This is a genomic window from Streptomyces sp. CLV115 (assembly GCF_038448545.1).
GTDB lineage: Bacteria > Actinomycetota > Actinomycetes > Streptomycetales > Streptomycetaceae > Streptomyces > Streptomyces sanglieri.
Genome location: NZ_JBCEWQ010000090.1, coordinates 16,370 through 34,937, shown reverse-complemented (window position 1 = coordinate 34,937; position 18,568 = coordinate 16,370). Strand labels below are relative to the sequence as shown.

Below are 18,568 nucleotides of genomic sequence, written 5' to 3'. Positions count from 1 at the left end.
TGGCCGGGCTGGTCGGGCTCGGGCATGCGGCGTCTCCCGTGGGCGCGGGGCGGTGGACGGCAGTGGCTCGCGTCCGGGTTCCGATGCTGCCAGAGCGCCGGGCCGTGTTCCGGTGCGGCGGCTTCGGGGCGGGGCCCGGTCGCCGGTGCGCCGGTGCGAGGCCGCCGCACGGTGCCGGAATCACCGCTGGCCGGAAGGCTGTTGTCCGGATTCTGGTCGATTGCAGGACGTATTCCGGCGGCTGCCGCGAAACGGCCCTGACGGCCGGCGCGCGTGGGCATCATGTCCGCAACGGGGCCCCGGGTGGGCCCGGGGGCACCACGACTGCCCGAACGGGCAGCGGGGGGAGGGGTGTTGAGCGACACCGACGACGCCGGGCCGAGGGAACGGGCGGCCGACGCGATCCGCCGGACGGCGGGAGCGCGGGCACTGCCCGCGGCGGTCGCCGAGCCGACCGGCCCGCAGGGAACGGAACGGGACGCGCTGATCGCCGAACTCGTGGCTCTTGTCGCCGAGTTCGAGAGCGTCATGCCGGACGATCCGCTGCGGCAGACGATGACGGCCCGGCTCGGGACGCTGACCGGGGCGCGGTGGGCGGCCGACGGGGAGGAGACCGACCGGCACGAGGCGATCCGCCTGCTGCGCGCGGCCCGCGCGTCCGGTCTCCTCGCACCGGACGACCGGCTGGCGGCCGCGCGTGAACTCGTCGCCCTGCTGCTGGGCCCGGCGGTACGCACCCCCCTGGGCGGCCCCGGCCACGAGATCGGCCTGGACGGGCTCTCGTTGCTGATGCGGTTGGGCAGGCCCGAGCGGCTCGGCGGTGCCGGCATCATCGAAGCCGTTCCCGAGATCGGCCGGCTGGTGGAGGAGATCGGCGGGCAGACGGGCGGAATTCCGCCCGAGGCGCTCCGGGGACTCTCGATGATGGGTGAGTACGCCGCGGTGGTGGACGGCGGCGATGCCCAGGGCATGCTGGCCATGTGCCAGGCGATGCTCGCCGGTGACCTCGGCCCGGCGATGACCTCCGGCCCGATGAGCTCGGTCCTGGAGGCGGTGGTCCCGCTGGCGCGGGACTACGCACGGAGCCTGTCGGACGGGAGCCCGGCGCCGGACCCGGCGGACGAGGGGGCGGCCGTGGGGTCCGGCCGTCCGGGAGCGGAACCCGGCCCGCGGTCCGCACCGGAGAAACTGTCCGCGGCCGCGGCCGCCCTGTCGGCGCCGGAATCGGCCGACTCGATCGACAACTGGCGCGACAGCCTGGCCCTGCTCATCGAGGTGAGCCGGCCGGGCATGCTCTCCGAGCAGGAGGTCGCCGAGCTGATGGGCAGGCTGGGCGACCCCGGACAGGGGGCGGATCCCGGCGACCAGGTCATGGCCGCGTTCGGCGCGATGGGGCTCGGACTGCGCACCGGCCGCCCGGAGGACTTCCAGGAGTCGCTGCGGCTGATCCGCGAGGCCGTGGCGGCGTCCGGACCCGACGACACCCTGGCCTGGATGGCTCGGGGCATGCTGCCCGGCATCCTGGTCGGCGCCATGCTGACCGGCGGGAGCCTCCAGGACCTCCAGGAGGCGCGCGCCCTCCTGGACGAGTCCCTGCTTCCCGGCGGGGGACTGGCCGGGACCATGCCCGACCTGCCGGGCTCGGCCGGACTGCTGCTGGTGAGCCGGTGCCTGCAGATCCAGATGCGGGCGACCGAGGCGATCGAGGCCGGTGACACGGAGACGCTCGAAGCGTTCGTGGGCGACCTCCTCGACCTCGTGGACGACTGCGACGACGACGAGTGGTCGTTCCTCCCGCTCTACGAACTGGGCGTGGTCCATCTGGCTCTCGCCTCGCTCACCGGCAGCGTCGACTCGCTGCGCAGCGCGGTGCACTACCAGGAGCAGGCGCTGACGGGTCCGGGCGCGCCGCAGATCGCACAGCCGCTGCTCGACATGAGCTGGGCGCCGCTGCTGACCCTCAGCTCCTTCCTGGAGCCCTCCGTCGACCGCATCCAGGAAGGCATCCGGCGCACCCGGGCGACCCTGCGGGGCGTTCCCGTGCTGGCCGATCAGCGGGTGCGGGCGCGGAGCGCGATCGGGCTGGCCCTCGACGCGGTGTACGGCCTGACCGGGGATCCGTCCGTCCTGGACGAGATGATCGCCGAACTGGAGTGCACCGAGGAGGAGTTGGGGCAGGCGAGCGGGGCATCGGCCGCCGCCGTGCACTGGCAGCTGGCCGACGCGTACGGGCGGCGGGCCGCCCACGAGGGGGCCGATCTGGCCAGGGCGGTCGAGTGCGCCCGGAGTTCGCTGCGCACCACCGCCGACGACGTACTGCTCCAGCAGGGCGTCCGGCACGGCCTCCAGGTCGCCAGGACCGGTGCCAGCCGTGCGCTGGCCGCCGCGGGGTGGGCGGTCCGCGCCGGGCGGCCCGAGGACGCGGTGGCCTGCCTGGAGGAGGGGCGGGCGCTGGTCCTCGGGGCGGCAGCCGTCTCGGCCACGGTCGCCGAACGGCTGGCGGAGCGCGGTGAGCACGAACTGGCCGGACGGTGGAGCCGGGACACTCCCCCGGCGGCCACCGCCCTCCGCGCGCGGGGCGGCCGGTCCGAACTGGCGGAGGCCGTGCTGGGCGCCTCGCTCGGCAACCCGGAACTGCCGAGCGCCGTGCGCCGCCGGGCCCTGGAGCTGCTGCGCCCCGCCGACGGGGAGGACGCCCCCGCACGGATTCCCGACGTGCCCGAGCTGATCGCGGCCGTCGGGCGCGCGGGGATCGACGCGCTGGTGTACCTCCTGCCGGGGCAGGGCGGCGGGGACGGCTCCGCGGTGCTGCTGGTCCCGGGGCAGCCGCCCCGGTCGCTGCCGCTGCCCGGCCTGTCGGCCGGCGGCCGGGCCCCGCTCGACGGCTATCTGGACGCCGCCGCCAGGCACGCCACGGCCCGGCGGGGACAGCAGCGCTGGGAGGCGGCCCTGGACGCGCTCTGCGTCTGGGCGGGCGAGGCCGTGATGGCCCCGGTGCTCGACGAACTCGCCCTGTGGGAAAGGGGACTCGCGGAGTCCGGCCTGACGGGCGGGCCCGCGCCCGGACCCGTGCCGCGGCCGGTCCGGCTGACCCTGATCGCCTGCGGGAACCTCGGCGTGGTGCCCTGGCAGGCGGCCCTGCTCACGGTTCCCCCGGCACCCGTGCGCGGACCGGCGCCGGACCCCCGCCCCACCACGGTCCGGGCGTGTGAGCTGGCCGTCCTCTCGTACGCCGCGTCCGGACGGGAGTTCGCCCGGTCGGCCGGCCGGGACCGGCTGCCGGCCGACCGGGGACAGGCGCTGGTGTGCGTCCCGGGCTGGGACCTGGAGAGCGCCGAGGACGAGGTGCTGGCCCTGGCCGACACCTACTACCCGGACGCCGCCCTGTACGGATCCCTGATGACCCGCGACCTGACCCCGGTACCGCCCGAGGGAACCCCGGACGAGGTGCTTGCGCTGCTGGGGGCGGGGCCCGGACGGAACACCGGGCGCGTCGCCCTCGTGCACCTGGCCTGCCACGGGATGGCGGGCTCCGACCCCACCGCCTCCGCGCTGGAACTCGGCTGGCCCGAGGGCGCGGAACCGGAGGCGGGCAGGCTCACGGTGACCACGCTGCTGGACACACCGCTGGACCGTACGGAGGAGACGGGCGGCCCCCTGGTCGTGCTCAGCGCCTGCGAGACGGACCTCAGCGCCCGCGACCACGACGAGGCGCTGACGCTGACCACGGCCCTCGCGCACCGGCTGGCCGCCGACGTGGTGGGCTCCCGCTGGGCCGTGCCGGACGTGGCCTCCTCGGTACTGATGACCGTCTTCCACGACCGCCTCGGCGCCGGGCTGGCCCCGCCGGACGCGTTGCGGGCCGCCCAGCGCTGGATGCTGGCGCCGCCCGGCCGACGCGACCCCGTGCGCGGTCTGACGGCCGAACTCGGGCGCGCGGCCGACGAACTGGACCTGTCGGTGCCGTTCGCCTGGGCCGCCTTCATCCACCAGGGCAACCCGCGACCGTCCGGCCACGGCGGCGCTTTTGGCGGGAACCCGCCCGCCTCGTGAAAGGAGAAGCACGGAGATGACCCCTGACGCGTTCCTTTCCCTGCTCCGGGCCCACTGGCCGATGACGCTCGCCGCCCTCGACGGCGGCCGGCGCGCACGGCTGCGCGACGGTCTGAACGACCTCGCGGCGGCCGGCGACCGCAAGGCCGTCGAACGGGCCCTGCGCACCCTGCGACTGCAACTGCGGTCACTGCCCTCGGACCACCCGGTCGCCCGGGAGCTGAGCGGCACGGTCCGCTACGCGGACGCCCCGCCCGCCCCGACCGTCGACCGGGCACTGCTCGGCGAACTGCTCGACGTGTTCGCCGACCCTCCGCCCGGCCCCGCGGAACTGCTCCGGGCCGCCCATGAGCGGCTGTGGCGGACCCCGGCGCTGGGAGCGGCGGAACTCGCCCCGGAAACCGCGGACGACCCGGCGGTCTGCGGTCTCATCAGACTGACCCGTCCCGGATCCGGAGACCGCTACCCCCGGTTCCAGTTCGCCCCGGGCACGACCGAACCACTGCCGGTGGTACGCCGCATCAACCACATCCTGATGGCCGACAAGGACCCCTGGGGCGCCGCGGACTGGTGGCTGGGCGGCAACGGCCGGCTGTCGGGCATCCCGGCCGAACTCCTCGGCGAGGTCCCCGACGAGGACCTCGCACAGGCCGCACTCGAACTGGTGGCGGGCTGCTGATGGACCGGAAACCGCCCACCGGCGTCTCGATGCGGCCCCTGCTGCGGGTCCTGCCCGAAGGAACCGAACTCTGGCGCTGTCACGAGAACGAATTCGGCCCGGAGTCCTTCAACCCCAACCGCGCCCACCCCTACTTCGGCGGCAGCCGGTTCGACGCCACCGAGCAGGATCCCTACCCCTTCCTCTACGCCGCGCTCGACCCGGTCACCGCGCTCTGCGAAGTCCTGCTGCGCTCGGTGGACTTCGAGGACCGTACGGCTGTACGGCTGGTGCCGTGGGCGCAGGCGTCCCGGTACACGCTCTCGGCCCTGCGCACCACCCGCGAGCTGTCGCTCGTCGAACTCGCCACGGCCGAGGGGCTGGCCGCCGTCTGGCAGGACTCCTGGCTGGTCGACTCCGAGGCCGGGGACTATCCGAAGACCCGCTACTGGGTCCGGTTGATCCGGGAGCACGCCTGCGAAGTGAACGGCCTGGTCTGGGAGTCGAAGCGGTGCCGGCCCAGGAGCGCCCTGCAGCTCTTCGGTGACCGTTGCGGGGAGAGCCCGCTGGACACCGCCCCGGACCGGAGCCTGCGGCTCGACTCCCCCGAGGGCGTGGCCGAGGCGAACCGGCTGCTCAACCCGCTCCGGGCGGTGATCTCGTCGCCGTGGCCGGAGTGACGCCCGGCCCGTGCGGGGAGCCGGGACGACGGCTCAGCAGGCGTTGTCCCCCGTGATGCGGACGGTGCAGGCGACACGGTGGCTCAGCTGGAGGCGGTCGCCGTGCCGCAGCCGGTGCCGTTCGCCGGGCAGCAGGTGAGCGCCGTTCACCCAGGTGCCGTTCACGGTTCCGTCGCTCTCCTCGGTGACCCAGACCGAGCCGTCCGGGTCGGCGGTCACACTGGCGTGCCGGCGGGACACGGTGGTCAGTTCCGCGAAGGCACCGGACGAGGCGGGGGCCCAGTCCGTGTCCCTGCCGAGTCGCAGCGGCTCCCCGGGGCGGACGGGCAGTGACAGGGCCAGGGTGTCGAAGTGCAGCACCACCCGGGCGCCGGGCGGTGCCGTCCCGCCGCCCCCGCCCCCGCCGCCGATCCGGGCCAGACAGCGTGGACAGCGCGCCGCCCCGGGCGGCACGAGAGCCGCGCAGCCGGGGCAGCGCACCCCGGCCGCGGTGTCCGGGGGCGGCGGGAACGGTCCGCGCACCTCCTCGTCCAGGACGGGTTCCCAGTCGTCGTACCCGTCGTACCCGTCGTCCCGGTCCCCGCCGGTGCCCCGGACCGGTGCGGTCATCGCTGACCCGGCACGAAGCCCGGGGACGCGTCGATGCGGATCTCCACCCGGCCGTCGTCGCGCTCGTCGACCTCCCGCACCGAGACGGTCCAGCCCGCACCGATCGCCGGGTCGGCGAACAGCGCGCGGGCCAGCGGGTTGATCAGGTGCGTCTCCAGCGTCATGCCGATGCCGCGGCCGCCGTTCCACTGGTCGTGGGTGCAGTACTCGGTCAGCTGGGTCCGTGCGTGCGGGGAGAGTTCGAGGGCGATGCTGTGCTCGGCCAGCAACTGGCGCCGGATGTTGTCGATCTGGAGCTTCATGATCCGTTCGGCCACCTCGCCGGAGATGAAGTCGAAGACCACCACGTTGCCGCCGAGCCGGTTCATCAGCTCGGGCCGGCCGATGACGTGCTCGAAGTGACGCTTCACGTTCAGCCGCACGGTCCGGGCCAGTTCCCGGTACGGGGTTCCCGGACGGACGATCCACTCCCGTTCCTCGGTCTGCGGGTCGGTGCGCTGCACCCCCAGATTGGAGGTGAAGATCAGCACGCACTCACTGAAGTACGTGGTGACGCCCTGCCCGTCGGTGAGCCTGCCGTCCTCCAGCACCTGGAGGAACTTGTCGAGAACTCCCTTGTCGGCCTTCTCGATCTCGTCGAACAGGATCACCCGGAACGGATTGCCGCGCACCGCGGTCGTCAGCTCCCCGCCCGCCTCGTACCCCACGTATCCGGGCGGGGCTCCCACCAGGCGGTCCGCCGAGTGCGAGGAGGAGAACTCGCTCATGTCGAAACGCAGGTACGCCTGGTCGCTGTCGAACAGCACCGAGGCGACGGCCTTGGCCAGCTCGGTCTTGCCCGTGCCGGTGGGGCCCGCGAAGAACAGCACGCCGCGCGGCCGGTGGCCCGGGCTGGTGGCCTGGGAGCCGGAGAGCCCCATCGCGGCCCGTTTGAGGATGTCCAGCGTCATGGAGACGGCCGCCTCCTGCCCGATCACCCGCTCCGGCACGGTGCGCTCGCCCGCGATGATCCGCTGCCGGATCTCGTCGCGCCGCCACGGGTTCTTCTCCACCCCCAGCCGGTACATCCGCACCGCGTCGGGCATGTCGGAGAACGGAATGCCCCGGGAGAGAGCCAGGTCGAGGGACTGCCGCATGGCCCGCAGCGGCAGCCCGGCGGACGCCCTGGCGAAGGCGTCCACCGGGTCCTTCCCCGCCGCCTCGTGGGCGGTGCGGTGCCCGTCGCCGACCGGTCCGGTGTGCTCGTGCCGCAGGAGCGCGGCCATCCGCCGGCGTTCGTCGGCGTCCGGGTCGGGCACCGCGATGGTGCGGATCCGCTCGCTCCCGGACACCAGCCAGTTCGGCAGGTCCCGTTCGCCCTCGGTGAGCCAGATGACCGGGTTGAACAGCGGCGCGGCGCTGCGGCTCGCGGCGAGCGACAGCACGCCCGGCGGCAGCGGCACCGGTACGGCCTGCTCGGCGAGCTTGAGGCAGGCCACGAAGAAATCGCGTTCGGAGTCGGTGAGCCGGGTGACATCGGTGGTGAGCCGGGCGGCGTGCTCGACGAGCAGGGCGACCCGGAGCGGCTCCATCGGCCGGCCGTTGCCGTGGCCGGCTCGCCGGTACTCGGCCCAGCCCGTGACGATGCCGTGGAGCAGCGGCTCGGTCTCCATGAGGACCGGCGGGCGGTGCTGGTCCCGGCCGCCGGTCCGCCGGGTGGCGTGCAGCAGTTCCTCGACCGCCAGCTGTTCGGGGCCCGTGACGACGCGGAAGCCCCGGATCTGGTCGTAGCGGATCAGCGCCTGGTACCCCAGACCGCGCAGGGCGTTCCACACCACCTCCACCAACGGGTGGTGGGCGTCCCGGGATCCGTGACGCACCAGGTGGAGGTCCTGGATGTTGCCGTGCAGGACGTACTGGGAGTGCACGCCCAGCGTCCCCGTCAGCTCCTCGACGAACAGCGGCACCGCACGGTCCGGCCCGTGCCGGTCCGTGTCGTTTCGGACCTTGGCGAACCGGTCGCCGTGGTCCGGGCGGTACGTGCGGTCCTCGTGGAACCGGGTGTCCTCGGTGCCGTGGATGTCCACGCACTTCCTCCGCATCCTCGATCGTGTTCACGTTGCGTGCGGCGGCGGGGCGCCGGCCCGGTTCAGCGGCCGTCGGTCCGGACCGCGCGGTGACCGGGCCGGTCACCGCTCCGGCGCCGGTGCTCCTCGCGGGCCTTCCCGGACGGGTCCGGCCGTGCGCCCGCGGTGTCCTCGTCCAGGACCAGGACGCCCTCCTCGCCCCGGGTTCCGGGTACGGTGCCGCTCTCCTCGAAGGCGAAGTCCAGTTCGACGCCGAGCCGTTGCGCGATGCCCCGCAGCTGTTCCAGGTGGCCGCCGGCCTCGTGGCACCGTTCCTCGTCCAGGGCGAGCGCGGCGGCGTCGCGCGCCCCGGGCGCCTCGCGGCGCATGGTGGCCACCCGCGCGTGCTCGCCGTCCAGGGCGATGCGCAGCCAGTGCTCGGCGCCCCAGCCCGGTGGCGTCCAGTCGAAACGGACGAGCCGGCCGTGCGGGTGCGAGGAGGTGGCCGGCCGGCCGTCGAAGCGGTCCGTGCCGGAGATCGCGAGCAGCAGCATCCGTTCGACGTACCGGCGCTCCAGCTCCGCCAGCCGCTCCGACACCCGGTCGTCCACCTGCCGCTGCTCATGGGGTTCCAGCCGGCGGCCCTCGTCGAGCACCCGGCGCAGCAGCGCGGTCTCGGCGGGGGCCGGCGGCAGCGGCTCCGTGCCCTGCGGGGCCGTGGTCTCCAGGAAGTGGAGTTGTGCGGCGGCCCGTTCCCCGGCGGCCCGGCGGCCTTGGACGGCACGGTTGGTGGCGGCGACGAAGCGGCGTGCCTCACGCAGGTGGGTACGGGCCTTGAGCGGCCGGGTCGCTGCGGCGGCGAGCGCGTGCCGCACCGCGGCCGCGGCCGGTTCGGCGTCCTCGGCCGTGGCGGCCACGTCGAGCCGGGCGAGCAGTTCGGCCCCGATCCGCACGACGTCCTCGTGCCGCAGTTCCTCGGCGGCGGGCGGCTGCGGCAGGGCCTCGTCCTCCCGGCGTGCGGCGGAGGGATCCGCGTCCCGCCCGGCGTCCGGCCGCGACCGGTGCTCGTGCAGCACAGAGGCGCGCCGGGCCCGCAGTTCACGCTGCCAGGCGTCGTCCTGCGGACCGGTGAAGGCGTTCCGGCTCTCCCGCAGGACCCATTCGGCGTGCGCGGCCTCGGCGTGACGCATCCGGTCGTCCAGCACGGCCAGCCGCTCACGCAGCCGGGCCAGTGGCATGCCCACCGGGGCGAGGGGCCCGGGGAGGCCGGGAGCCGGCGGCGGCGGAGTACCGGGCGGGGCCGTCCGGGCGGCCCGTCGTACCCGTGCGAGCAGTGCCGCCCGCCGTGCGTTCGCCCGCGCGGCGGCGAAGGCGGCGGCCTCCCACTGCCGGGCCGCGGTGGCGGACGCCTCCTGGCGGCGTTCGAGACATGCCTGTTCCTCGGCGGCCCGTACCGCCGCCGCCGCGAGGACCTGGGTGGTGACGAGGGCGGCCCGTCCGGCCAGCAGCGCCCCGCTGAGCGCTCCCAGGGCGACGGCCGCCGGGGCGAGGAGCTCGTGCAGACCCTGGGCCGCCGCGTCGCCCATGTGCCCGGCGGCCTGGTGGACCGCGTCCGCGACCCCCGGCACATGGGCGACGTCGGGGTGCGCGAAGGTCCGGGCGTGCGAGACGAGATCGCCGACCGGCTGGGCGGCCGGCGCGTAGTCGACCGCTGGGAGCACGTCGCCGATCGCGGGCAGGGCGGTTCCTACGCTCATCGGTCTCCTCCACGTGGTGGCGGACGGTGCGTCCGGTACAGGGGGGCCGGGCCCGCGGGCACGATGCCCGGCGGGCGGCCGGTGCGGTCGGCGGCCCGCCGGGTGCGCAGCCGGCTCAGCTCCAGGCGCCAGGAGACCGCGCGGTGCACCGTCCAGACGGCGAGTGCGGCGACGGTGCCGATCGGCCAGGCCCAGGGGGCGACGGTGACCGCGTAGATCCCCAGGGCCACCACCCCGGCCAGCAGCGCGGCCGACGGCAGCAGGGTGCGCAGCCCGCGGGACCGGGCGAACCGGGCGGGGCGCTGCGACGTGGCGATCAGCCGCCCGGCCAGCGACCGCCGGGGATGGTACCGGGGCGGGCCGATGAACGCGGCGGCGGACAGCTCCAGGGCGAACACCGCGGCGGCGGCGGGCAGGGCCTGCGCCCAGGCGAGTACGACCGCCTGCTGGGAGGCCCGCCCGAGGACATCGGCGAGGCCGATCACGAACCCCCACGGCACGGTGGCCAGGGTGGCGCCGAGCAGCGCCCAGCCCAGCATCGCCGGGCGCTCCAGCCGGCGCAGCCAGACCAGGGTGGCGTCCCGGTCGGCGGCCAGCAGCCGGGCGGCCTCCGCCTCGGCCAGCTCCGTGTGGCGCGCCGCGGCCTCGTCGGCGGCGACGCCGGCCAGCAGCCGGGCGGCGAGCAGCCGCAGGGTGTCGTCCGGATCGGCGGCGAGCCGGGTGTACCAGTCGACGGGCGCGGCCAGGCCGGCCCGCACCGTGCCGGCCCCCCGTGTCAGTTCCGCCGTGAACCGCCCCGGTTCGTGGGCGAGGCGCAGCAGCATCGCGTCGACGGTGTCGGTGCGGCGCAGCCGGGCGCGTGCGGAGCCGCGGTCGCGGGGGCCGCCGCGCGACAGGATCTCGTCCGTCAGCGGCCGCCAGGCGGCCCGGTGCGCGAGCCACCGCCGGTGGACCTCGTCGAGTCCCGCGCCACCCGGACGTTCGGCGAGCAGGGGCAGCAGCTCGTGCCGGAGGAGATCGGTCAGTACCGCGCGGGCCTCGGCGTCGCCGTCCGCGACCGCCTCGGCCAGCTGCCGGATGCCCAGGGTGTCGAGGGGGATCCCGTGGTGGGACACCTCCAGCCGCGGGCCCAGCCAGTTGATCAGCCGGGTGACGGTCCGGGCGTCCGGTGGCTCGGCGAGTTCCGTGCGCAGGGCGGCGAGCCGCTCGTTCTCCTCGGGGTCACGGCCCGGCGAGTCGGTGAACTGGCCCAGCCACTCGACGAGTTCGGCCCGTCGGCTCCGGCGGCCCAGCAGCCGTGCGGTGGCCAGGCGGTTGACGTCCAGGAGGCGGGCCAGCTCCTCGGCGCCGGTGACCTCCCGGCCCATGAAGGGGAAGGGGAGCAGCGTGCGCCGGGGCGGGAGGTCGCCCGGCGCGGCGCCGTAGGTGCGGGGCGCGACCGGCGGGGATTCCCCCCGCAGCCAGGCCGCCACCTGCTCGCCGCCCCAGCGGTGCTCGGGGGCGCGGGTGAGCAGGCCCTGGCAGAGCATCAGCAGGCGGGGGTCGGTGACCAGGGGGAGTTCGGGGTCGTGGGTGGCGACCTCGGTGAGCACCTCCTCGTCGCCGCGGAAGTCGATCGGGTGGCTGCCGCCGGCCAGTTCGGCGACGACCATGCCGAACGACCACCAGTCGACGGCGGGGGTGACCGCCTGCCGGTGCGGGGCCGCCTCCGGCGCCAGATAGAGCGGTTTGCCCACCCAGCCGGGCCGGCGCGGCCGGTCGTGCTGGGGCTCGTGCACCGCCGCGCCGAAGTCGATCAGCACCAGCTCGGGACGGTCCTCGTTCTGGATCCGCACCATGATGTTGTCGGGTGTCACGTCGCGGTGGACGATGTCCCGCGCGTGCACCGCGACCAGCGCCGCGTGGAGCTGTTCCACGACGGCCCGGACCAGGGCGGGCGGCAGCGGCCCGGGCCGGTCGGCCCGGTAGCGGGCGAGGTCGGTCTCGCCGTACGAGAGGGTCAGGTCGTAGGGGTGGCCGTCGGCGGTGCCGCTCTCCAGCAGCCCGGCGACCGGTCCGCCCGGTCCTTCGGCCAGGATGCGGCGGACGCCGGGATCGGGGCCGAACCGGTGGTGGTACCACTTCAGTACGAGAGGGACGTCGGCGGACGCGTGCCGGGCCTCCCGGTCCTTGACCCGCAACACCACGGCCTGGGACGGCCGGTGGGCGCTGCTCAGCACCTGGGTGAGGTCGAAGCGTCCGGCCAGTGCGGCCGGCACCCGGTCCAGCCCCCTGCGGGTCTCCGCGTCACGCGGATCGCGGTGGCCGGTCCCGGCCTCGTCGGTCTCGACCTCCGTGGGCGGCGGAACAGTCATGCGGCATCCCTTCCGGTGACGGGGCCGGACCGGGCGGGGGCGGCGGCGGTGCCGCCCGGCCGGACGAGGTTGGGGCGACCCACTCCCGCGCGCGGACGGCCGGGCATATCGTGTCGGCCATGAGCCAGGAGACCCGTCCCTCCTCGTCCGCTCCAGAGCCCGACGGGCCCGTGTCCCCGGAGACAGCGCCCCCTTCCGGTACGGCCGGGGATCCCGGCGGGCCGCCCCGTGCCGGAGGCCGGGCGCCTTTGCCGCTGCCCGGTGCCGAACGGCTGGCCGCGGAGCTGCGGGCCCTGCGCAGACCGGGTCTGTCCGGCCTGCGCACCCTGCGGCCCGAGGCCCTGGTCAGAGTGGCCGTCGCCGCGGGTCTGTGCGGGGGTTTTGGTGACGAGGCCGCCGGAGTGGAGATGCTGCTGAAGGCCGGGGTGCGGCATCTCGGCGGCAGTACCCTCTCCGCCGACGGCACCCGGGGCGACCCGCTCGCCAGGGCGGCGGCCCACACCTTCGGGCTGCTGCCGGACCGGCGCGGTGTTTCGGGCCAGGAACGCCGCAAAGCCGCGGCGGCCGTCTACGGCGTCACGTCCGAGCGCTTCCGCAAGAGCCAGGAGCAGGAGGTGATCGCGGAACTGGCGCTCGCGGTACTGACGGTGGCCCGGTCGGCCCTCACCGGACCGCCCCCGCAGACCCCGGCCGGTCCGCAGGAGCCCGCCCCGTCCGTGCGGACACCGGACCCGGTGCCCGACCCGCCGACCCGGCTGACCGGACCACCGCTGCCGGCCGCCGCCCGGCACCGCGTCACCGTGCACGTCGCGTCGATCGAACTGCTGCGGGACATCGACATCCTGGTGTCCTCGGAGAACATCTACCTGGAGATGTCCAAGACGTTCCGCTCCACGGTGTCCGGATCGCTGCGCAGGGCGGCCGCGATACGTGACGAGGCCGGGGAGACGGTCGACGACGTCCTCGCCCGTGAACTGGTCGAGTGGATGCGGGCACACGGCCGGGCCGGGCTCCCGGTGCGCCCCGGCACCGTGGTCCCGACCTCGCCGGGAGCCCTCGCCCAGCGCGGTGTGCGCCGCATCCACCACGCGGCCGTCGCCTCCCCCACGAGCGACGGACACGGCTATCGGGTCGATCCGCACGTCCTCGCGGAGGCGGTCTCGGCCAGCTTCCGGCTGGCCCGCGCGGAACGCGACAGATACGACCCGCCGCTCTCCTCGCTCTGCTTCCCGCTGCTCGGAGCGGGGCACGGACTGCCACCGGAGAAGGCGGCGCGCTGGCTGTGCTGGGCCGTCCACGAGGAGCTGAGCCGCGATCCGTCCTGGACGGTGCACCTGGTGGCCCAGCGCCCCGAGCTGGCGAAACTGCTCACGGACGCCAGCTCCGCTCCCTGAGTCGTAGCCCACGCTCTCTCAACCACCTTTCGAAGTACAGGAGTTCACCTCTGCGCGGTACGCCGAGGAGGCGTACCGCGAGAGGTCCTGCCGGTCCGCCGGACGCCCGGGCCGGCTCCACGACGATCTGTACCGCCGGTCCGTCCGCCTCCCGGTCCAGGTGCGGTGCGTACCGGACCCGGCCGAGGCCGGTGCGCGGTGTCAGCCGCTGGTTCGCCGAGCCGCGCCACACCAGCCCGGTCGGTTCGGCGACCCGGAAGCGTCCGGTCACCACCGCGTCCGCGGACGCCAGGGCGGTACGCCGGGCGGTGTCCAGCTCGGGCTCCTCGTAGCCGGTGTAGACCAGCAGGTCGGCGGGGAGCCCGTCGTCGGTCGCACCGGGGCGGGTCCACGCGGAACGCAGCCGGGCGGCGCCCCGGAGCAGCTCCGCCAGTGCCGCGGGCTGGGCGAGCGGCTCGCCGCCGCTCACCGTCAGGCCCGCCGCGCCGCGGTCGAGCGCGGACCGCCACAGCTCCAACAGCGCCTCCACGTCCATGGATTCACCGGACCCGGCATCCCAGGTGTGCCGTGACATGCAACCGGGGCACGCCAGTGGACAGCCCTGGAGCCAGATGCCCAGCCGCCGGCCCGGTCCCAGCGTCTCCAGCGGGAAGTGCGTCCCGCTGACCCTGATCCGCATCCGCCCTCCCCCTTCCTGCCGGGCCGTCCGCTCCGGCGGCGCCGGGCGGGCGCCAAAGACGCCCTCGAATTCGAGTATCGAGGCAGGGACCGGGCCGCGGCACATTTCTTCCGGTGGATTTCCGGGCGTTTCCGGGTGGGGTCCGGTCGCTTCCCGGGCCGATTCCGGATGTGTTCCGGGAAATGCCCGCGGAGCCGAATGCGCAGGCAGAAGGCCGGGGATTTCCCTTGTCCGGTCGGCTACGCTCCGTTCCCCGATTCAGCTTCGGGGACCTTCCGGCGAACGCGCCAGGAGCGGGTGCGGCGGGGGCGAAGGACCGAACCCGGCGCCGTGCGAGAAGGGCCCGGCCGAGCGCGCTCGAACGGAGAAAAGGCGGTTGCCGGAAGGCGGCCGCACGGGGGAAGGGGATTCCGCCATGAGAATCGACACGAATCGTCTCAGTAGTTCGGCCCGCTATGCGTGGCGCGGCCGGATCACCGCATTCCACGACAGGTATCAGGGACGGAAGGACGCGCCCGGCCTGCGGGCCCGGCTCGTTTCGCCCGTGCACCCGGACGCCCTGCTGCGGGGCACCGATCCGTATCCGGAACTGCTGACGCCCCATGTGCTGGGGATACGGGCGAGTGCGTCGCGCGGGGCCGACCAGTTGCGCTCGCGGCTGCTGCACGACGAGCGCCAGCTGTGCGCGCGGATCCACGCCGAGTCCGTGCGGGTGGTCACCCAGTACGAAGTGCGGCAGGCCCCGGCGCCGGCCGCACTCGCCCGGTACGGCGAACTCATCGGTGTGTGGCGGGCCGCGGCGGGGGTGTGCCGGGGCCGGGCCGCCGTCCTGACCCATGAGGCGAACCAGCGGCTCGCCCACTACTGGGCGGCCGTCCTGACGAGCCTTCGGCCGCTGCCGCAGGAGCCGTTCCCGATGGACCACCCGCACCGGCTGCCCGGCCACATCACGCTCGACGAGTCCTGGCAGCACACCGATGACTGGCTCCGGGTGGACGGCGGGCTGTGGTCCGCCCCGGTCCGGGGCCGGACCGATCACCCGGTGACCAGGGCGCTGGCCATCCTCGACGAGCAGCCCGTGCGGGGCGCGGCCCCCGGCACACCGCGCGGGGTGGCGACGGGCCCGGGACGGGGGCACGGATGATCCGCCCGGCCCCCGCTTTCGCACCGGCGCCGCGGGCCGCCACCGGGCCGGTCTTCGCACCGGCGCCGCGGGCCGTCACCGCGCCGTCCGCCGCACTCGCAGGGCCGGTCGCCACCGCGCCGTCCGCCGCACTCGCAGGGCCGGTTGCCACCGCACCGTCCGCCGCACCCGCAGGGCCGGTCGCCACCGGCGACGTCCAGCAGACCGTGAACCTTCGTACGAACACGGAGAGAGCCATGAACGTGCCCCACCCGCCCGGCCGTTCGTCCGCGACCGGGGCGCCGCGCCGGTCCGGCCGCTTCCGGCGCACCGTCCCGGCCCTGGCGCTCGCCGCGTCGCTCGCGGCCCTCGCCGGCTGTTCCTCGTCCACCGAGGACGGCGATCTCCGCACGCCGTGCGGGCTGGTCGTCGACGGTTCGGGTTCCGGCGCGGCCGGTGGCCGGGGCTTCGACGCCGAGGCCAAGCTCAAGGCCACGCTCGTCCCCTTCCTGACCGAACGGCACTGCGGCACGCTGTCGTTCGCCCCGGTCACCCGCTCTTCGCAGACCTCCTCCTGCCGGGTCGGGGACATCGATCTCGACCCGCCGGGGGACGAGATGTCCGACCGCGACAGCATGCGCAGGTCGGCGCGGCTCCAGGCGGCCCAGGGCGCGCTCACCATGCTGAAGTGCGCCCTTACGCAAGGGGGTTCGGACGTGCTCGGGGCCCTGGCGCGAATCGGTGACGCCGTGCCGTCCGGCAGGGGGACGCCGAGTCTGCTGGTGGTGAGCGACTTCGAGCAGGCCGACAAGGAGTTCACGCTCAGGGTGCGCGAGATCGCGACGGAGGAGACCCGGGAGCGGGCCGTCGACACCCTGCTCGGCGACCGGGGCGTACCGGGGATCGCCGGGATGGACGTCTACCCCGTCGGCTACGGCATGAGCCACGACGCGAAGCCGAGCGAGTACCGGCCGTTCGACGCGTTCTGGTCCGAGATCCTGAGCGGGAGGGCGAAGGCGCATGTCCACGACGACTACCGGAAGTGACCCCGGGGAGCCGCGCCGTCGGCGGCTCAGGGTTCCGGGGCCGCGGCGTGCCGGGACCGGACGCCGGGACGCGGACCGCCGGCCGGCGGAACCGGAGGCGGGGCCCAGGCGCCGCCCGCTGGTACTGACGGACCGGCAGCAGCGCCGCCTGATCGAGGGCGCCCGCAAGCGCGGGGCCGGGGCGGTCGTGGGCCGCGGTCGGTTCGCCGTGCGTGGCCGGGCCGCCCGGTCGGGCGCGCTCGACCCCTGGGTGCTCGACAGCGGGGGCCGGGTGCCCTATTTCGCCGAACTCGCCTCCGTACGCGACATGTTGCAGGAGAAGCTGTGGGAGCAGGCGGCGGACGTGGAGGCGGCGGAGCTGCTGCGGGACGATCGCGCCAGGGCGGACGTGGAAGCGGCCGAGGTGGAGAGCCGGCTGCGGGACGAGCTGTTGCGGGAGGCCGACGACCAGGTCCGGGCGTCCTGGCGCGAGTTGAACCGGCTCGCGGCCCGGGCGGTGCGGTGGGAAAGGTTCCGGGACAGTGTCCGGGAGCGGGTCGAACTCCGCTGGATCCAGGCCAGGTTCCCCGACGCGGAGGCAGGCCGGGACGGCGGTGCGCTCCCCCGCCCGGACGGGGCTTTGCCCGGGGGCCGGGCCGGCCAGGATCCCGACGGGCGGCGCGGGCCCGCGCAGGCCCCGGACGCCGGCCCGGACGCCGGCCGGGCCGACGACGACTGGCAGTCGATCGACCCCACCGGGGAGCCGGATCCCGACCGGCCGCCCGCCGGCCGGGGCGCCGCTCCGGGCCAGGAGCCGGAGCCGCAGCCCCTCGGCGGCCTGGTCCCGCCGCCCGACCCGGGCTGGGAGGGCATGCCCGAACGTCCGGGCATGCCCGCGTGGCTGACCTGGGCCATGCTCCTGGCCATCGCCGCGGTCGAGATCCCGATCTACTGGATCGCCTTCCAGCCCTTCCACGGCAAGGGCAGCGCGGGCAGCGACGTCCTGTCCGGCACCCTGGCGATCTCCACCGCCGTGCTGATGGTGCTCCTGCCGCACCTCGCGGGGCGGACCCTGCGCAGTCGCGCGGCGACCGGATCCATCAAGGCCGCCGTCCTTCCGGCGCTGACTCTCATGGGGGTCTGGGGGTTCTCCGGCTGGACCCTGGGCGATCTGCGGGCCAAGCTGGTGCTCCAGCACCCCGATTCCGTCGGCTCCTCGCGGGGTGTCGCTGATTTCGCCGGTGCGGAGGACCTCGGCGCACGGCGGACGTTGGTGGACAACCTTCATCTGACCCCGCACACCATCACCTGGATGTTCGTGGCCCTGCTCTTCCTGTCCGGCGGCATCGGCTTCCTGCTGGGGCTGCTCAGGGAGCACCCCTACCTGGACGCGTACCGCGCGGCGCTGGAACGCCGGGCCAACAGGTTCCGGCAGCGGGAGGAGGCCCGTGCGGCCGCCGACCGGGCCCGCTCGCTCGCACGGACGGCACCGGACCGTTCGGCCCGGCGCCGGGAGGCCGTGGACGCCCGGGTCCGGGCCACGGACGATCTGTACGAGGCCGCGGCCCATGCCTTTCTGGAGGGGGCGATGGAGCGGTCGAGTGATCCCGCGGTGACCGAGGCGGCGATGAAGCTCTCCGCCACCTGGCCGCTGCTGCCGCGCCGTCCCCGGCCCCCGGTCCGTCCCGGCTCATGACACGGGAGCGGGCCCGCACGAACGTGTGCGGGCCCGCTCCGTGTCATGTCCGCTCGATCACGCGTCGCGTACGACCGTCACCGGGCACGGCGCGTGCTGGGTGACGTGGAGGCTGACCGAGCCGAGCAGGGTCGCCTTGAAGCCGCTGTAGCCGCGCGCCCCCACCACGAGCAGGTTCGCTCCCTTGGCGCGGTCCAGCAGGGACTGGGCCGGGTTGCCGATCACCACGATCTTGCTGATCGCCGCGGCACCCTCGGCGCCCAGGGCCTCCTCCAGCGTCTCGGTGAGGGCCACGGTCGCCAGGGCCTGCGGGTCGAAGTCCTCCGGCATGCCGGGCATCATCGACGCCCAGCTCGTCGCGGGGTACTCCCAGCTGTTGACCGCCTCCACCGTGTCACCGGTCAGCTCCGCCTGGCGTACGGCCCAGTGCAGCGCCTTGATCGACGACTCGGAGCCGTCCACGCCCACCACGATCCTGCCCATCTCTGCCTCCAG

Annotated in this window: 13 protein-coding genes; 7 read left to right on the top strand and 6 right to left on the bottom strand. The window is 75.1% G+C overall.

Features of this window, described 5'->3' with window-relative positions; genetic code table 11:
• The first annotated feature begins 354 nt into the window (after positions 1-354).
• The 3 genes from AADR41_RS26865 to AADR41_RS26855 are packed head-to-tail and all read left to right on the top strand — an operon-like array spanning position 355 to position 5,391.
• The gene (locus AADR41_RS26865; protein WP_342283978.1) at positions 355-4,053 is read left to right on the top strand and encodes a CHAT domain-containing protein; all 3,699 of its coding nucleotides are present in this window, start codon (positions 355-357) and stop codon (positions 4,051-4,053) included.
• Between the two features lie 16 nt (positions 4,054-4,069).
• Positions 4,070-4,732 carry a hypothetical protein gene (locus AADR41_RS26860; protein ID WP_342283977.1) on the top strand — a complete coding sequence of 221 codons (663 nt, stop codon included), beginning with the start codon at positions 4,070-4,072 and terminating at the stop codon, positions 4,730-4,732.
• Positions 4,732-5,391, top strand: coding sequence for an RES family NAD+ phosphorylase (locus tag AADR41_RS26855; protein ID WP_342283976.1), 660 nt, complete (start codon positions 4,732-4,734; stop codon positions 5,389-5,391). Before AADR41_RS26860 ends, AADR41_RS26855 begins: the two co-directional genes overlap by 1 nt.
• Positions 5,392-5,424: 33 nt before the next feature.
• Here the strand turns inward: AADR41_RS26855 and AADR41_RS26850 are convergent, their stop codons facing one another.
• The 4 genes from AADR41_RS26850 to AADR41_RS26835 form a co-directional block, all read right to left on the bottom strand.
• A complete protein-coding gene (locus AADR41_RS26850; protein ID WP_342283975.1) occupies positions 5,425-6,000 on the bottom strand; it encodes an FHA domain-containing protein in 576 nt (191 codons plus the stop codon).
• Positions 5,997-8,066, bottom strand: a complete 2,070-nt coding sequence (locus AADR41_RS26845; protein WP_342283974.1) for an AAA family ATPase — start codon at positions 8,064-8,066, stop codon at positions 5,997-5,999. The genes AADR41_RS26850 and AADR41_RS26845 overlap by 4 nt, the downstream gene beginning before the upstream one ends.
• 62 nt (positions 8,067-8,128) lie before the next feature.
• The gene (locus tag AADR41_RS26840) at positions 8,129-9,802 is read right to left on the bottom strand and encodes a hypothetical protein (RefSeq protein ID WP_342283973.1); all 1,674 of its coding nucleotides are present in this window, start codon (positions 9,800-9,802) and stop codon (positions 8,129-8,131) included.
• On the bottom strand, positions 9,799-12,156 hold the full coding sequence (locus AADR41_RS26835) for a protein kinase domain-containing protein (RefSeq protein WP_342283972.1): 2,358 nt from the start codon (positions 12,154-12,156) through the stop codon (positions 9,799-9,801). The genes AADR41_RS26840 and AADR41_RS26835 overlap by 4 nt, the downstream gene beginning before the upstream one ends.
• 119 nt (positions 12,157-12,275) lie before the next feature.
• On the opposite strand from AADR41_RS26835, the gene AADR41_RS26830 reads away from it, so the two are divergent.
• The gene (locus AADR41_RS26830) at positions 12,276-13,550 is read left to right on the top strand and encodes an Appr-1-p processing protein (protein ID WP_342283971.1); all 1,275 of its coding nucleotides are present in this window, start codon (positions 12,276-12,278) and stop codon (positions 13,548-13,550) included.
• Here the strand turns inward: AADR41_RS26830 and AADR41_RS26825 are convergent.
• Complete coding sequence (locus AADR41_RS26825; RefSeq protein ID WP_342283970.1) at positions 13,525-14,229, bottom strand: 4Fe-4S single cluster domain-containing protein; 705 nt, start codon at positions 14,227-14,229, stop codon at positions 13,525-13,527. The genes AADR41_RS26830 and AADR41_RS26825 overlap by 26 nt on opposite strands.
• A 415-nt stretch (positions 14,230-14,644) precedes the next feature.
• Between AADR41_RS26825 and AADR41_RS26820 the strand changes: the two genes are divergently transcribed.
• From AADR41_RS26820 to AADR41_RS26810, 3 genes are read left to right on the top strand one after another with little or no spacing between them, the layout of a single operon-like run.
• Positions 14,645-15,373, top strand: coding sequence for a hypothetical protein (locus AADR41_RS26820; protein WP_342283969.1), 729 nt, complete (start codon positions 14,645-14,647; stop codon positions 15,371-15,373).
• On the top strand, positions 15,370-16,398 hold the full coding sequence (locus AADR41_RS26815) for a hypothetical protein (RefSeq protein WP_342283968.1): 1,029 nt from the start codon (positions 15,370-15,372) through the stop codon (positions 16,396-16,398). The genes AADR41_RS26820 and AADR41_RS26815 overlap by 4 nt, the downstream gene beginning before the upstream one ends.
• Positions 16,373-18,073, top strand: coding sequence for a proline-rich domain-containing protein (locus AADR41_RS26810; RefSeq protein WP_342283967.1), 1,701 nt, complete (start codon positions 16,373-16,375; stop codon positions 18,071-18,073). Before AADR41_RS26815 ends, AADR41_RS26810 begins: the two co-directional genes overlap by 26 nt.
• A 57-nt stretch (positions 18,074-18,130) precedes the next feature.
• On the opposite strand, the gene AADR41_RS26805 is transcribed toward AADR41_RS26810, so the two are convergent.
• Positions 18,131-18,556 (bottom strand): universal stress protein, encoded by a 426-nt coding sequence (locus AADR41_RS26805; protein WP_342283979.1) that lies wholly within the window; start codon positions 18,554-18,556, stop codon positions 18,131-18,133.
• Positions 18,557-18,568 lie beyond the last annotated feature (12 nt).

Bases quoted from the DNA above. Each gene is read 5' to 3' on its own strand.
- AADR41_RS26860 (WP_342283977.1), top strand. From the start codon at position 4,070: ATGACCCCTGACGCGTTCCTTTCCCTGCTCCGGGCCCACTGGCCGATG.
- AADR41_RS26855 (WP_342283976.1), top strand. From the start codon at position 4,732: ATGGACCGGAAACCGCCCACCGGCGTCTCGATGCGGCCCCTGCTGCGG.
- AADR41_RS26850 (WP_342283975.1), bottom strand. From the start codon at position 6,000: ATGACCGCACCGGTCCGGGGCACCGGCGGGGACCGGGACGACGGGTAC.
- AADR41_RS26840 (WP_342283973.1), bottom strand. From the start codon at position 9,802: ATGAGCGTAGGAACCGCCCTGCCCGCGATCGGCGACGTGCTCCCAGCG.
- AADR41_RS26835 (WP_342283972.1), bottom strand. From the start codon at position 12,156: ATGACTGTTCCGCCGCCCACGGAGGTCGAGACCGACGAGGCCGGGACC.
- AADR41_RS26830 (WP_342283971.1), top strand. From the start codon at position 12,276: ATGAGCCAGGAGACCCGTCCCTCCTCGTCCGCTCCAGAGCCCGACGGG.
- AADR41_RS26825 (WP_342283970.1), bottom strand. From the start codon at position 14,229: ATGCGGATCAGGGTCAGCGGGACGCACTTCCCGCTGGAGACGCTGGGA.
- AADR41_RS26820 (WP_342283969.1), top strand. From the start codon at position 14,645: ATGAGAATCGACACGAATCGTCTCAGTAGTTCGGCCCGCTATGCGTGG.
- AADR41_RS26815 (WP_342283968.1), top strand. From the start codon at position 15,370: ATGATCCGCCCGGCCCCCGCTTTCGCACCGGCGCCGCGGGCCGCCACC.
- AADR41_RS26810 (WP_342283967.1), top strand. From the start codon at position 16,373: ATGTCCACGACGACTACCGGAAGTGACCCCGGGGAGCCGCGCCGTCGG.
- AADR41_RS26805 (WP_342283979.1), bottom strand. From the start codon at position 18,556: ATGGGCAGGATCGTGGTGGGCGTGGACGGCTCCGAGTCGTCGATCAAG.